We start from the raw sequence: 13,986 nt of genomic DNA, 5'->3' as shown, positions 1-13,986 counted from the left end.
GCACGGCCAGGGCACCGGCCCCGCCGCCCCGGAGCCCGCCGCGTGAGCGCCCGTACCGCCACCGCCGCCGCGACCGGCACGCTCTCGCGCGTCCTGCTCGCCGCCTTCGCCCTCGCCGTCGCCGTCGACCTGGTCTCCCTCCTCGCCGGCGCCGACCTCGGGCACCGGATCGCCAAGCCGCTCCTGATGCCGCTGCTCGCCGCCTACGCGGCCACCCGCGGCGCCCCCAGGCTCCTGATCGTCGCGCTGCTCTTCGGCTGGGGCGGCGACGTATTCCTGCTCCTCGACGCCGACTGGGCCTTCCTCGTCGGCATGGGCTCCTTCGCCGCCGGGCACGTCTGCTACCTCGCCCTCTTCGGACGGCGTCGTACGTCGGTGCCGCTCGGCGGTGTGTACGCCGTCGCCCTCGTCGGGACGGTCGTCCTGCTCTGGCCCGACCTCCCCGCCGACCTGCGGATCCCCGTCGCCGGCTACTCCCTCCTGCTCGCCGCCATGGCCTACCGCTCCAGCGCCCTCGGCCTCACCGCCGGCGCGGGCGGCGCGCTGTTCCTGCTCTCCGACACCCTCATCGCGACCGGTATCGCCGAGTGGCCCCAGCTGCCCGCCCCCGACTTCTGGATCATGGCCACCTACATCGCCGCCCAGTACCTGCTGACCACGGGCGTCCTCACACAGGCGTACGGTGAACGGAGCACCGCCGCCTGACACCGCTCGACAGCAAGGACCGCCCCCCATGCGCGCCACCACCATCCACGCCCCGTTCGACATGCGCGTGGAGGACGTGCCCGACCCTGTCGTCCAGGACCCCACCGACGTGGTCGTGCGGGTCCTGCGGGCCTGCATCTGCGGCAGCGACCTGTGGGCCTACCGGGGCGAGTCGGAGCGGCAGCCCGGTCAGCGGATCGGGCACGAGTTCCTCGGGATCGTCGAGCAGGCGGGCGCGGACGTCTCCGGCTTCGCCGCGGGCGACCTCGTCGTCGCCCCGTTCGTCTGGTCCGACGGCACCTGCGACTACTGCGCCGAGGGCCTGCAGACCTCCTGTCCGCGCGGCGGCTTCTGGGGCTCCGTCGGCTCCGACGGCGGCCAGGGCGAGGCCGTCCGGGTCCCCTTCGCCGACGGCACCCTCGTCAAGCTGCCCGCCGAGGCCGCCTCCGACGACCACCTGCTGACCGCCCTCCTCGCCCTCTCCGACGTCATGGGCACCGGCCACCACGCCGCCCTCGGCGCCGGCGTCCGCCCGGGCTCCACCGTCGCGGTCGTCGGCGACGGCGCCGTCGGCCTCTGCGGCGTCCTCGCCGCCAAGCGGCTCGGCGCCGAGCGGATCATCGCGCTCGGCCGCCACACCGCCCGTACCGACATCGCCCGCACCTTCGGCGCCACCGACGTCGTCGCGGGCCGCGGCGAGGCCGCCGAGGCGGCCGTCCTCGAACTCACCGGCGGCCAGGGCGCCCACGCCGTCATCGAGGCCGTCGGCACCGAGCAGTCGATGCGCACGGCCGTCGCCATCGCCCGCGACGGCGGCTCCATCGGCTACGTCGGCGTCCCGCACGGCAGCGGCACGGGACTCGACCTCTCCGTCATGTTCGACCGGAACATCGCCCTGCGCGGCGGCGTCGCCCCCGTCCGCGCGTACATCCCGGAGCTGCTCCCGGACGTCCTCGCCGGCACCCTCGACCCGTCCCCGGTCTTCGACCTGACCGTCGGCCTGGACGGAGTCCCGGTCGGCTACAAGGCGATGGACGAGCGCACCGCCCTGAAGGTCCTGGTCAAGCCCTGAGCCTCGTCAGGCCCCGAGCCGCGTCGGGCCCTGAGCCGCGTCGGGCCCCGAGCCTCGTCAGGCCCCGAGCCGCGTCGGGCCCTGAGCCGCGTCGGGCCCTGAGCCTGGTCAGGCCCCGAGCCGCGTCGGACCCTGAGCCTCGTCAGGCCCCGAGCCGCGTCGGACCCTGAGCCTCGTCAGGCCCCGAGCCACTCCGGAGCGTCGGCTCCGGCGACGCCCGGCGGGCGCGACCAGCCCGTCGGGCCGTCCTCGTACGAGACCGGCGACAGCGCGTGCCGCAGCCGGCCCAGCGGTCCCTCGGTCTCCGTGAGGTACCGCTCGGGGGAGTAGCCCGGGAGGGCGTGCGTCAGCCAGTGGCCCGTCTGGGCCAGGGCCAGGCGTACGAGGCGCGTGCCGCCCTCCCGGTCCTGCTCGGTCAGCGTCCGCAGCACCGCCGCCGCCAGCAGATAGCCCGTGCCGTGGTCCAGGGCCTGCGCGGGCAGCGCCCCGGGAGCGTCCGCCGACCCCTCGGTCACCGCGATCCCGGTCGCCACCTGCACCAGGCTGTCGAAGCCGCGCCGCTCGCCCCAGGGCCCGTAGTCGCCCCAGGCGGAGAGCCGGGCGACCACCAGGCCGGGGCGGTGCAGGCCGAAGCGGTCCAGGGCGCCCGGCCGGTAGCCGGTGACCAGGACGTCGGCCGCGTCCAGGAGTTCGTCGAAGGTCCGCCGGTCCGAGGGGCTCGCCAGATCGAGCGCGGCGGTCCGCTTGCCGATGTCCGTGTCGGCGTGCTGGTCGGGCAGTTCGGGGTCGGCCGGCGGGTCGATCCGCAGCACGTCCGCGCCGAGCAGCGCGAGAGTCCGCGTCGCGACCGGCCCCGCGATGACCCGGGTCAGGTCCAGGACCCGCAGCGGACCGGAACGCCGCCGCGGCGGTGCGTCGTCGAGGCGCTCCCGGGCCAGCAGCGGGCGGGCGGCCACCTCCCGGCCCTGCTCGTGCGCCGCCCACTCCTCCGGTGTGCGCAGGGCGACGGCCAGGCCCCCGGCCGCGTACACCGCCGTCTCGACCTCGGCGGCCGTCCGCTCGGCGATCGCGGCCGCCACGGCCTCCACGGAAGCCTCCACCGACTCCTCGCGCACACCGAGCGCCGTCAGCAACGCCGTCTTGTGGTGCGGGTAGTTGGCGTGCGTACGGACCCAGCCGTCCGAGCACCGCCAGAACCGCGAGAGCGGCGCGAACCAGACGGGGGCCCTGCCGTCGATCCGCAGGTGACGCTCGCTCACGAAGGCCGTGGCGACCGCCCCGTCGTCCACCCGGACCCGCCCCGGCAGCCCCGCCCGCTCCACCGCCGCGAGCCCCGCGACCGCGACCGCCGCCCGCGCCAGGTCCATCACCGGCAGCCGGGCCGGCAGCAGCCCCGACGGACCTCCGTACGCCACCCGGTCGACCAGCGAGGGATCGCCGCCCAGGGCAGACCACAACAACTCCGTACCCGTACGCACCGTGGTGTCCATGAGCCGCATGATGGCACTCGGTGCCACGCGAAAGGCTCCGGTGTGGCACACCACACCGGAGCCCCTCAGTCGTGCGTCGGACGTGCCTAGCGGCGCTTGACCGCGTCGAGCGCGTCCACGAGACCGGCTCCGTAGAAGCCGTTCTTGCTCTTGCCGCCCTCGCAGACCGCGTCGACGACGCCGTCACCCTCGATGTCGTACGGGTTGGTGCAGGCGCGGTCGTCGGCCTGCGCGTACAGCATCGCCTTCAGCTGGGCCGGGGTCGCCTTCGGGTGCGTCGACTTGAGCAGCGCGAGCACACCGGCGGCGTGCGGCGAGGCCATCGACGTACCGGCCTTGTAGTTGTAGCCGCCGTTGACCGTGGTCGACAGGATGCGGCCGTTGACCGCCGGGGCCGCCGGGGTCTGGTACTCGGTCCGGTCGCCGCCGGGCGCCGAGATGTCGACGACGCCGAGACCGTAGTTGGAGTACGAGGCCTTCAGGTCCTTGGCGCCTGTCGCGGAGACGGTGACCACGCCGGGCAGCATCGCCGGGTAGTCGAGGCACTCCTTGGGGTCGATGACCCGCGTCACCGGCGTGGTGTCGTTCGGGCTGGTGACGTCGGTGAGCTCGTCCGCCGCCAGGTCCATCTTGGAGTTGCCGGCCGCCGCGACGTTGACCGTGCCCTTGCGCTCCGCGTAGCGGGTCGCGCGGGTGACGGCCTCGATCAGGGCCTTCTGGTCCTCGTCGTTCTTGCACGCGAACAGCCACGGGTCGGTGTAGTAGCTGTTGTTGGTGATCTCGACGCCGCGCTCGGCCGCCCACATGAAGCCGCAGACGACGGCCTCGGTGTAGAAGAAGCCGTCGGTCGTGGACACCTTGATGCCCGAGACCTTCACGCCCGGCGCGACACCGGTGATGCCGGTGCCGTTCTTGGCCGCGGCGATGGTGCCGGCGACGTGCGTGCCGTGGTCGCTCTCGCCCGCCTGCGGACGCCAGGAGCCGGGGGTGGTGTCCGGCGCGCCGGTGACGCAGTTGGCCGAGGCACGGGCGTCGAAGTTCGGCGCCAGGTCCGGGTGGGTGTCGTCGACACCGGTGTCGATGACGGCGACCGTCACCTTGCTGCTGCCGAGCGTCCGCTTGTGGGCCTGGTCCGCCTTGATGGCGGGCAGGTCCCACTGCAGCGGCTCCAGCGCGTCCTGGTCGTCCGTGGCGCTCGCCGCGGACGAGGTCGCCTCGGCGGCGGTGAGGGCCTGACCGCCCTCACCGACCGAGGTGTCCTTCTGGACGGAGAGCGGGGCGGTGCGCGTCGAACCGGCCGACACCACGCCCCGGGCCTTGCGGATCGTCTTCGCGAACTCGGGGTTCTGCGAGTGGACGACTATCACGCCTATCTGGTCATACGCGATGACCACAGTGCCACCGGCCGCCGCTATCGCCTTCTTCACCGAGGCGGCCGTCCCGCGGCCCCCGTCGATGTTGACGACGTACGACAGCTTGGGGCCGTTCGTCGAGACGGCGGTCGTCGCGGCGCCGTCGCTCACTTCGGCGGCGGAGGCGCCCGCCGGAAGGAAGCCGAGCGAGGCGGTCAGCGCGAGACCGACGGGCAGAGCGAGTACTCGGCCGCGTCTCGATCCCAGATGAGCCATGGGTTCTCCACATCATCCGTCTGTACTGCCCGTACGCCGTTTGCGTACAGGCAGGTGCATGACGAGTGAAGTTATCGCTGATCTTCCCGCGTCATCAATGAGTTGAGAGGGATTGGCGTGGATCCGGAGGAATATCCAGTCAGACCGGGGAAGCAGATCCACTCCCGGTGAACCGCTTCGCCGCGCGCTCCGTGCCGTTGTGCAGGGGAGGAGCTCCGGCCGGAGCCCCGTCCCCGACCCCAGTGAGGCCTCTTTGTCCATGCCCACCGCACCCGCGCCCCAAGGAGATTCCGTGGTCACCGAAGCACCGCCGCCCCCGGACGGCCCGGAGGCCGTCGCCGGCCCCGTCCAGCCCACGACCGAGGCCTTCGTCGAGGTGCAGGAGAGTGCGGAATTCGGCGAACTGCGCCGTACCTACCGCTCCTTCGCCTTCCCCCTGACGGTCGCCTTCATCGCCTGGTACCTGCTGTACGTGCTGCTCTCCAACTACGCGGGCGGCTTCATGGGCACCAAGCTCTTCGGCAACATCAACGTGGCCCTCGTCCTCGGCCTCGGCCAGTTCGCCACCACCTTCCTCATCGCCTGGCTCTACTCCCGCCACGCGGCCGAACGGCTCGACCCCAAGGCCGAGGCCATCAAGTCCCGTATGGAGGCCGACGCGTGAACAGCTCCACCCTCCTCCTCGCGGCGGGCAACGCGACCGCCGAGCACCGGCCGCTGATCATCACCCTCTTCGGCGCCTTCGTCGTCGCCACGCTCGCCATCACCGTCTGGGCCGGCCGCCAGACCAAGAGCGCCGCCGACTTCTACGCCGGCGGCCGCCAGTTCACCGGCTTCCAGAACGGCCTCGCGATCTCCGGCGACTACATGTCCGCCGCGTCCTTCCTCGGCATCGCGGGCGCCATCGCGCTCTTCGGCTACGACGGCTTCCTCTACTCGATCGGCTTCCTGGTCGCCTGGCTGGTCGCCCTGCTCCTGGTCGCCGAGCCGCTGCGCAATTCCGGCCGCTTCACCATGGGCGACGTGCTCGCCTACCGGATGCGCCAGCGCCCGGTCCGTACCGCCGCCGGCACCTCCACGATCGTCGTCTCGATCTTCTACCTGCTCGCCCAGATGGCCGGCGCCGGCGTGCTCGTCTCGCTGCTGCTCGGCATCACCAGCGACGGCGGCAAGATCGCCATCGTCGCCCTGGTCGGCGTCCTGATGATCGTGTACGTCACCATCGGCGGCATGAAGGGCACCACCTGGGTGCAGATGGTCAAGGCCGTCCTGCTCATCGCGGGCACGCTCCTGATCACCTTCCTCATCCTGCTGAAGTTCGACTTCAACCTCTCCGACCTGCTCGGCGCGGCCGCCACCAACAGCGGCAAGGGCTCGGCGTTCCTGGAGCCCGGCCTCAAGTACGGGGCCACCGGCATCTCGAAGCTGGACTTCCTCTCCCTCGGCATCGCCCTCGTCCTCGGCACGGCCGGCCTCCCGCACATCCTGATCCGCTTCTACACGGTGCCGACCGCGAAGGCCGCCCGTAAGTCGGTCAACTGGGCCATCGGCATCATCGGCGCCTTCTACCTGATGACGATCGTGCTCGGCTTCGGCGCCGCCGCGCTGCTGAAGAACAGCGACATCATCGCCTCGAACAAGGCGGGCAACACCGCCGCGCCGCTCGCGGCCCTGGAGATCGGCGGCGGCCCCGACTCCACCGGCGGCGCGATCCTGCTCGCGGTGATCTCCGCGGTCGCCTTCGCCACCATCCTCGCCGTGGTCGCCGGCCTGACCCTGGCCTCGTCGTCCTCCTTCGCGCACGACATCTACGCCAACGTCATCCGGCGCGGGAAGGCCACGGAGAAGGAGGAGGTCCGCGCGGCCCGCTGGGCGACCGTCCTCATCGGTGTCGTCTCGATCGCCCTCGGCGCGCTCGCCCGCGACCTCAACGTCGCCGGCCTGGTCGCCCTCGCCTTCGCCGTCGCCGCCTCCGCCAACCTGCCGACGATCCTCTACAGCCTGTTCTGGAAGCGGTTCACCACGCAGGGCGCGCTCTGGTCGATCTACGGCGGTCTGATCTCCTCGGTCGTCCTGGTGCTCTTCTCGCCGGTCGTCTCCGGCAAGCCCACCTCGATGTTCAAGACCGTGGACTTCTACTGGTTCCCGCTGGAGAACCCGGGCCTGGTCTCGATCCCGCTGGGCTTCCTGCTCGGCTGGCTCGGCTCCCTCCTCTCCAAGGAGGAGCCGGACAAGGGCAAGTACGCCGAGCTGGAGGTCAAGTCCCTCACCGGCGTCGGAGCGCACTGACCCGTACACGCTGAGCGATGACGGAACGGCCGCGTCGTAGAGTCCTACGACGCGGCCGTCGCGGTCCTCGTTCCAATCGGCCCCTGCTGGTTGTCGGTGGTCTCGCGTAGGCTCGCTGTAGAAATCACCGAACGAAGGGGAGGGGGCCCACAGTGCTCATCGACACGTACGGCCGCGTGGCCACCGACCTTCGCGTCTCGCTCACCGACCGGTGCAATCTGCGGTGCACGTACTGCATGCCGGAGGAGGGTCTGCAGTGGCTGGCCAAGCCCGATCTGCTGACCGACGACGAGATCGTCCGGCTGGTACGGATCGCGGTCACCGAGCTCGGTGTCACGGAGGTCCGCTTCACCGGCGGTGAGCCCCTGCTCCGCCCAGGCCTGGTCGGCATCGTCGAGCGGTGCGCGGCCCTGGAGCCCCGCCCCCGGATGTCCCTCACCACGAACGGCATCGGACTGAAGCGGACGGCCGGCGCGCTCAAGGCCGCCGGCCTCGACCGGGTCAACGTCTCCCTCGACACCCTGCGGCCCGAGGTCTTCAAGACCCTGACCCGCCGCGACCGCCACCACGACGTGCTCGACGGCATGGCCGCCGCGCGGGACGCCGGGCTCACCCCGGTGAAGGTCAACGCGGTCCTGATGCCCGGGCTCAACGACGACGAGGCCCCCGACCTGCTGGCCTGGGCCGTGGAGAACGGCTACGAACTGCGGTTCATCGAGCAGATGCCGCTGGACGCCCAGCACGGCTGGAAGCGCGACGGCATGATCACCGCAGGCGACATCCTGGAGTCCCTGCGCACCCGCTTCGCCCTGACCCCCGAGGGCTCGGACGAGCGCGGCTCGGCCCCCGCCGAGCGCTGGGTCGTCGACGGCGGACCGCACACCGTGGGCGTCATCGCCTCCGTCACCCGCCCGTTCTGCCGGGCCTGCGACCGGACCCGGCTGACCGCCGACGGCCAGGTGCGGACCTGTCTGTTCGCCACCGAAGAGACCGACCTGCGGGCCGCGCTGCGCTCGGACGCCCCCGACACGGAGATCGCCCGGATCTGGAAGCTGGCGATGTGGGGCAAGAAGGCGGGCTCGGGCCTGGACGACCCGAGCTTCCTGCAGCCCGAGCGCCCGATGTCAGCGATCGGCGGCTGAGTCCTCGACCGGTTCCCACTCGGTCAGCGGGACGACGTCCTTCAGGAAGCCCCGTACACCCAGGAACTGGGAGAGATGCTCGCGGTGCTCCTCGCAGGCGAGCCAGGTCTTGCGTCGCTCCGGTGTGTGCAGCTTGGGGTTGTTCCAGGCCAGCACCCACACCGCGTCGGCACGGCAGCCCTTGGCCGAACAGATCGGCGTCTCGTCGCTCATTCGATCATTGTCCAGCAATGGCGATGCCGAGCAGCCACGGGGGGAGCTGCCCGGCACCGGTCCGTCGCTCCGACGGGGGATGCGGAGCGCGTAGGAAGTATGTCACGGGGACTGGGGTGTGGTGCACCGGAACTTCATGATTGATCTGAGCTTTTCCTGAGCTTTTAGATCGTCGTGATGATCAACTCTGACCGTGTGCGCGTTCCGTACGCGGTTCCGCCGGGACGTCCCCCGAGGGCAGCTCGGGCCGGGTCGGCGCGGGCACGAACGTCGAGGGGAGGGACGGCGGCTTCTCCCGTCCCGCGTTCGCGATGACCACGGCGACATAGGGGAGCAGCGCGCCGAGGACCAGGGCCACGACGGCCACGTGGCGTTCGACGTTCCACAGGACGACCGCGGCGATGACGGACAGCGTCCGCACCGTCATCGAGATCACGTACCGCCGTTCCCGGCCCCGCACGTCCTCGGCGAGGCCCTGCCGGGCCCCGGTGATCCGGAAGACCTCGGCTCCGCCATGCTTCCGCATCACATTCCACCACCAGCGTCCACGCCGGACTCTCCCCGTTCCGGACCTGTCTCCACGGTACGCCTGAGGTCCGAGGCGGAGGAGGCCGGGTCACGTATGGGCCCGTCCGACATGCGCCGTATGGCGGATGGGCCGAGACTGGGCCCACATGCGCAGATTGCGCCGCATGAGGAGGCGAGCATGAGCTGGTTGTGGGCAATCATCGTGGGGTTCGTCCTCGGTCTGATCGCCAAGGCGATCATCCCGGGGAAGCAGCAGATCCCGCTGTGGCTGACGACCATTTTCGGCATTCTCGGCAGCGTTCTCGGCAACGCTGTCGCGGGCTGGATCGGCGTCGAGGACACCAAGGGCATCGACTGGATCCGCCACCTGCTCCAACTCGTCGGCGCGGTCGTCGTGGTGGGCCTGGGCGACATGTTGTGGAACGCGGTCCGCGGCAACAAGCAACGGGCCTGACGGACCTGGGCCACCCGCCGGCACGGCCCACCCGACCGACCGTGCGGGAACGCCCGCCCGACCGTGCGGCCCACCCGACAGCACGGCGGAGGCCGGTACGCGCATCCCGCGCGTACCGGCCTCCGCCGTGTCGTCACTCTCCGGAGGTCAGCCCTCCGCGCCGGCCGCCACCAGCTCGATCGCCGCCAGGTTCTTCTTGCCCCGGCGCAGCACCAGCCAGCGGCCGTGCAGCAGCTCGTCGGCCGCCACCTCGGCGTCCTCGGCGGTCACCTTCACGTTGTTCACGTAGGCACCGCCCTCCTTCACCGTGCGGCGCGCGCCCGACTTGCTCGGTGCGAGACCGACCTCGACGAACAGGTCCACGACCTGCCCGAGCTCGGTCACGCGCGCGTGCGGCAGCTCGGAGAGCGCAGCCGCCAGCGTGGCCTCGTCCAGCTCGGCCAGGTCGCCCTGCCCGAACAGCGCCTTCGAGGCGTTGATGACGGCTGCGCACTGCTCGGCGCCGTGCACCAGCGTCGTCAGCTCCTCGGCCAGCGCCCGCTGCGCGGTCCGCGCCTGCGGCCGCTCGGCGGTGAGCTGCTCCAGCTCCTCCAGCTCCGCGCGGGACTTGAAGGACAGGATCCGCATGTACGTGGAGATGTCACGGTCGTCCACGTTCAGCCAGAACTGGTAGAACGCGTACGGCGTCGTCATCTCCGCGTCGAGCCAGACGGCCCCGCCCTCGGTCTTGCCGAACTTCGTGCCGTCCGCCTTGACCATCAGCGGCGTCGCGAGCGCGTGCACATCGGCGCCCGGCTCCAGGCGGTGGATCAGGTCGAGCCCCGCCACCAGGTTGCCCCACTGGTCGGAGCCGCCCTGCTGGAGCGTGCAGCCGTACCGCCGGTACAGCTCCAGGAAGTCCATGCCCTGGAGCAGCTGGTAGCTGAACTCGGTGTAGCTGATGCCCTGCTCCGACTCCAGGCGCCGGGCGACCGAGTCCTTGGTCAGCATCTTGTTGACCCGGAAGTGCTTGCCGATGTCCCGCAGGAACTCGATCGCGGACAGGCCCGCGGTCCAGTCCAGGTTGTTCACCATGACCGCCGCGTTCTCCCCCTCGAAGGAGAGGAAGGGCTCGATCTGGCCCCGCAGCCGGTTCACCCAGTTCGCGACCGTCTCCGGGTCGTTCAGGGTGCGCTCGGCCGTCGGGCGCGGGTCGCCGATCTGGCCGGTGGCCCCGCCGACCAGCGCCAGCGGCCGGTGACCGGCCTGCTGGAGCCGGCGGACGGTGAGCACCTGGACCAGGTGACCGACGTGGAGACTGGCCGCGGTCGGGTCGAAGCCGCAATAGAACGTGACGGGACCGTCCGAGAGAGCCTTGCGCAGTGCGTCCTCGTCGGTGGACTGGGCGAACAGCCCACGCCACTTCAGCTCGTCGACGATGTCCGTCACGATCTTCGGTCTCCTTGATTGATGGTCGTCACGCCGACCCCAGTCTATGGGGGTCAGACGCCCTTGCTGACCGAACTCATGTTGAAGTCCGGCACCCGCAGCGCCGGCATCGCCGCCCGGGTGAACCAGTCGCTCCACTCGCGCGGCAGGGTCTTCTCGGTCCGGCCCGCCTCCGAGGCCCGCGACAGCAGGTCCACCGGCGACTCGTTGAACCGGAAGTTGTTCACCTCGCCGACCACCTCGCCGTTCTCCACGAGGTAGACGCCGTCCCGGGTCAGCCCGGTCAGCAGCAGCGTCGCCGGGTCGACCTCGCGGATGTACCAGAGGCAGGTCAGCAGCAGCCCGCGCCCGGTGGCGGCGACCATGTCCTCCAGGGACTGCTCCCCGCCGCCCTCCAGGATCAGGTTCCCCGCACCGGGCGCCACCGGCAGCCGCGTGAGGCCCGCCGTGTGCCGGGTGGTGATCAGGTGCTCCAGCCTGCCCTCCCGCACCCAGTCCGTCCGGGCCAGCGGCAGCCCGTTGTCGAAGACGGAGGAGTCGTCGCCCGAGGCGTGCGCGATGACGAACGGCGCGGATTCGAGGCCCGGCTCGTTCGGGTCGCTGCGCAGGGTCAGCGGCAGCGGGGAGAGCGTCTCGCCCAGGCGCGTCCCGCCGCCCGGCTTCGAGAAGACCGTCCGGCCCTCCACCGCGTCCCGCGCCGCCGAGGACCACAGCTGGTAGATCAGCAGGTCGGCCACCGCGGTCGGCGGCAGCAGCGTCTCGTACCGCCCCGCCGGCAGCTCGATCCTGCGCTCCGCCCAGCCGAGCCGCTTCGCCAGATCGGCGTCGAGAGCCGCCGGGTCGACGTCCTTGAAGTCCCGCGTGGAGCGCCCGGCCCACGCGGAGCGCGCGCGGTCCGGCGACTTGGCGTTGAGCTCCAGCGTGCCGTTGGGCTGGTCGTGCCGCAGCCGCAGCCCCGTCGACGTCCCCAGGTACGTCGAGGTCAGCTGGTGGTGGGCGAAGCCGTAGAGCTCGCGGCCACCGGCCCGGGCGCGGGCGAAGGCCTCGCCGAGCGCGGGCGCGAAGTCGGTGAAGACCGCGGAGGTGGTCTCGGCCGGCGCGTCCGTGAAGTCCGGGGAGGCGTCGACGCCCTCGACCAGCGGCTGCGCGTCCTCGGCGGGCCCCGCGGCCCGGGCGGCGGCCTCCGCCGCCCGCACCAGGGGCTCCAGGTCGTCGGCGGTGACCGCCGCGCGGGAGACCACGCCCGAGGCGGTGCCCTGGGCGCCGTCCACGGTCGCGACGACCGTGAGCGTACGGCCCCGGGTGACGCCGTTCGTGGTGAGCGCGTTGCCCGCCCAGCGCAGGTTCGCGGAGGACTCCTCGTCGGCGATGACGACACAGCCGTCGGCCCGCGACAGTTCGAGCGCCCGCTCGACGATCTCGTGCGGCTTGGTGGAACGGGAGCTCATCGACCGGCCTCCTGCGTGGTGTTCAGAATGTTGACGCCCCGGAAGAGGGCGGACGGGCAGCCGTGGGAGACGGCCGCGACCTGGCCCGGCTGGGCCTTGCCGCAGTTGAACGCGCCGCCGAGGACGTACGTCTGCGGGCCGCCGACCTTCTCCATCGAGCCCCAGAAGTCGGTCGTCGTCGCCTGGTACGCGACGTCCCGCAGCTGCCCGGCCAACCGGCCGTTCTCGATGCGGAAGAAGCGCTGCCCGGTGAACTGGAAGTTGTAGCGCTGCATGTCGATCGACCACGACCGGTCGCCGACCACGTAGATGCCCCGCTCGACCCCGCCGATCAGGTCCTCGGTGGAGAGCCCGCCCGGGTCCGGCTGCAGCGAGACGTTCGCCATTCGCTGCACCGGCACGTGCCCGGGGGAGTCGGCGAACGCGCAGCCGTTCGACCGGCCGAGCCCCGTCAGCCGCGCGATCCGCCGGTCCAGCTGGTAGCCGACGAGCGTGCCGTCCTTCACCAGGTCCCAGCTCTGCGCCTCGACGCCCTCGTCGTCGTACCCGATCGTCGCGAGGCCGTGCTCGGCCGTGCGGTCACCGGTCACGTTCATGATCGACGAGCCGTACGCCAGCTTCCCCAGCTGGTCGAAGGTGGCGAACGAGGTCCCCGCGTACGCCGCCTCGTAGCCCAGCGCCCGGTCCAGCTCCGTGGCGTGGCCGATCGACTCGTGGATCGTCAGCCAGAGGTTCGACGGGTCGACCACCAGGTCGTACGTCCCCGCCTCCACACTCGGCGCGCGCATCTTCTCCGCGAGCAGCCCAGGGATCGACTCCAGCTCCGCGTCCCAGTCCCAGCCGGTCCCGGTCAGGTACTCCCAGCCCCGCCCGACCGGCGGCGCGATCGTCCGCATCGAGTCGAACTCGCCCGTCGTCCCGTCCACGGCGACCGCCGTGAGCTGCGGATGCAGCCGGACGCGCTGCTGGGTGGTGACCGTACCCGCCGTGTCCGCGTAGAACTTGTTCTCCTGGACGGTCATCAGCGAGGCGTCCACGTGCGCCACGCCGTCCGCCCGCAGCAGCCGCTCGCTCCAGTCGACGAGCAGCGCGCTCTTCTCAGCGTCCGGGACGTCGAAGGGGTTGATCTCGTACGCGGAGATCCAGGTCTTCTCGGCGTGCACCGGCTCCTCGGCCAGCTCCACCCTCTCGTCGGAACCCGCCGCCGCGATCACCTTGGCCGACAGCTTCGCCATGGCGACGGCCTGCGAGGCGACCCGCGCCGCGCCGTCCATGGTCAGATCCACCCCGGAGGCGAACCCCCACGCCCCGCCGTGCACCACCCGCACCGCGTAGCCCAGGTCCGTGGTGTCGGAGGACCCCGACGGCTTGGCGTCCCGCAGCCGCCACGAGGCGCTGCGCACCCGCTCGAGCCGGAAGTCCGCGTGGTCGCAGCCGAGGGCACGCGCGCGTGCCAGCGCGGCGTCGGCCAGCGCCCGCAGCGGCAGCGCCGTGAAGGCCGCGTCGATGGAATGGGTCCCAGAGGGCACAGCTGTCTCCTGTTCGTATGAGACCGGTCGACCCCGATCATGTCGCGCTTCGGGCCGCCA

13 protein-coding genes are annotated in these 13,986 nt (G+C 71.7%); 6 read left to right on the top strand and 7 right to left on the bottom strand.

The genetic code is table 11. The features are described 5' to 3' along the window. Positions 1–42: 42 nt before the first annotated feature. A complete protein-coding gene (locus AB0E14_RS31475) occupies positions 43–705 on the top strand; it encodes a lysoplasmalogenase (protein ID WP_362425900.1) in 663 nt (220 codons plus the stop codon). A 28-nt stretch (positions 706–733) separates the two neighbouring features. After that, on the top strand, positions 734–1,777 hold the full coding sequence (locus tag AB0E14_RS31470; protein ID WP_362425897.1) for a zinc-dependent alcohol dehydrogenase family protein: 1,044 nt from the start codon (positions 734–736) through the stop codon (positions 1,775–1,777). Positions 1,778–1,953: 176 nt separating this feature from the next. Here AB0E14_RS31470 and AB0E14_RS31465 read toward each other — a convergent pair whose 3' ends face one another. Together AB0E14_RS31465 and AB0E14_RS31460 are read right to left on the bottom strand one after the other, a co-directional pair. Next, on the bottom strand, positions 1,954–3,267 hold the full coding sequence (locus AB0E14_RS31465) for a CoA transferase (protein ID WP_362425894.1): 1,314 nt from the start codon (positions 3,265–3,267) through the stop codon (positions 1,954–1,956). A gap of 86 nt (positions 3,268–3,353) precedes the next feature. Beyond that, the gene (locus AB0E14_RS31460) at positions 3,354–4,895 is read right to left on the bottom strand and encodes a S8 family serine peptidase (protein WP_362425891.1); all 1,542 of its coding nucleotides are present in this window, start codon (positions 4,893–4,895) and stop codon (positions 3,354–3,356) included. 292 nt (positions 4,896–5,187) lie between these two features. Here AB0E14_RS31460 and AB0E14_RS31455 point away from each other — a divergent pair, with 292 nt between their 5' ends. The 3 genes from AB0E14_RS31455 (at position 5,188) to moaA (ending at position 8,326) form a co-directional block, all read left to right on the top strand. Further along, a complete protein-coding gene (locus AB0E14_RS31455) occupies positions 5,188–5,559 on the top strand; it encodes a DUF485 domain-containing protein (protein ID WP_362425888.1) in 372 nt (123 codons plus the stop codon). Next, a complete protein-coding gene (locus tag AB0E14_RS31450) occupies positions 5,556–7,184 on the top strand; it encodes a cation acetate symporter (protein ID WP_362425886.1) in 1,629 nt (542 codons plus the stop codon). Before AB0E14_RS31455 ends, AB0E14_RS31450 begins: the two co-directional genes overlap by 4 nt. A 152-nt stretch (positions 7,185–7,336) precedes the next feature. After that, positions 7,337–8,326 carry a GTP 3',8-cyclase MoaA gene (gene moaA, locus AB0E14_RS31445; RefSeq protein WP_362425883.1) on the top strand — a complete coding sequence of 330 codons (990 nt, stop codon included), beginning with the start codon at positions 7,337–7,339 and terminating at the stop codon, positions 8,324–8,326. Here the strand turns inward: moaA and AB0E14_RS31440 are convergent. Then, entirely contained in the window at positions 8,309–8,539 is a 231-nt protein-coding gene (locus tag AB0E14_RS31440; protein ID WP_362425880.1) for a hypothetical protein, read from the bottom strand. The genes moaA and AB0E14_RS31440 overlap by 18 nt on opposite strands. 181 nt (positions 8,540–8,720) lie before the next feature. Next, the gene (locus AB0E14_RS31435) at positions 8,721–9,065 is read right to left on the bottom strand and encodes a DUF3099 domain-containing protein (RefSeq protein WP_362425877.1); all 345 of its coding nucleotides are present in this window, start codon (positions 9,063–9,065) and stop codon (positions 8,721–8,723) included. 180 nt (positions 9,066–9,245) lie between these two features. On the opposite strand from AB0E14_RS31435, the gene AB0E14_RS31430 reads away from it, so the two are divergent. After that, a complete protein-coding gene (locus tag AB0E14_RS31430) occupies positions 9,246–9,521 on the top strand; it encodes a GlsB/YeaQ/YmgE family stress response membrane protein (RefSeq protein ID WP_362425874.1) in 276 nt (91 codons plus the stop codon). Between the two features lie 147 nt (positions 9,522–9,668). On the opposite strand, the gene tyrS is transcribed toward AB0E14_RS31430, so the two are convergent. Genes tyrS through AB0E14_RS31415 form a run of 3 tightly spaced genes read right to left on the bottom strand, consistent with a single transcriptional unit; the run spans position 9,669 to position 13,926 of the window. Then, the gene (gene tyrS, locus AB0E14_RS31425) at positions 9,669–10,949 is read right to left on the bottom strand and encodes a tyrosine--tRNA ligase (protein ID WP_362425871.1); all 1,281 of its coding nucleotides are present in this window, start codon (positions 10,947–10,949) and stop codon (positions 9,669–9,671) included. A gap of 53 nt (positions 10,950–11,002) precedes the next feature. Beyond that, positions 11,003–12,397 (bottom strand): metallopeptidase TldD-related protein, encoded by a 1,395-nt coding sequence (locus AB0E14_RS31420; RefSeq protein ID WP_362425868.1) that lies wholly within the window; start codon positions 12,395–12,397, stop codon positions 11,003–11,005. Beyond that, the gene (locus tag AB0E14_RS31415; protein WP_362425865.1) at positions 12,394–13,926 is read right to left on the bottom strand and encodes a TldD/PmbA family protein; all 1,533 of its coding nucleotides are present in this window, start codon (positions 13,924–13,926) and stop codon (positions 12,394–12,396) included. Before AB0E14_RS31415 ends, AB0E14_RS31420 begins: the two co-directional genes overlap by 4 nt. Between the last annotated feature and the right edge of the window lie 60 nt (positions 13,927–13,986).

This window comes from Streptomyces sp. NPDC047981 (assembly GCF_040653315.1).
Lineage (GTDB): Bacteria > Actinomycetota > Actinomycetes > Streptomycetales > Streptomycetaceae > Streptomyces.
Note: the sequence above shows the minus strand (reverse complement) of the source record. Positions and strands in the feature narration are given on the sequence as shown.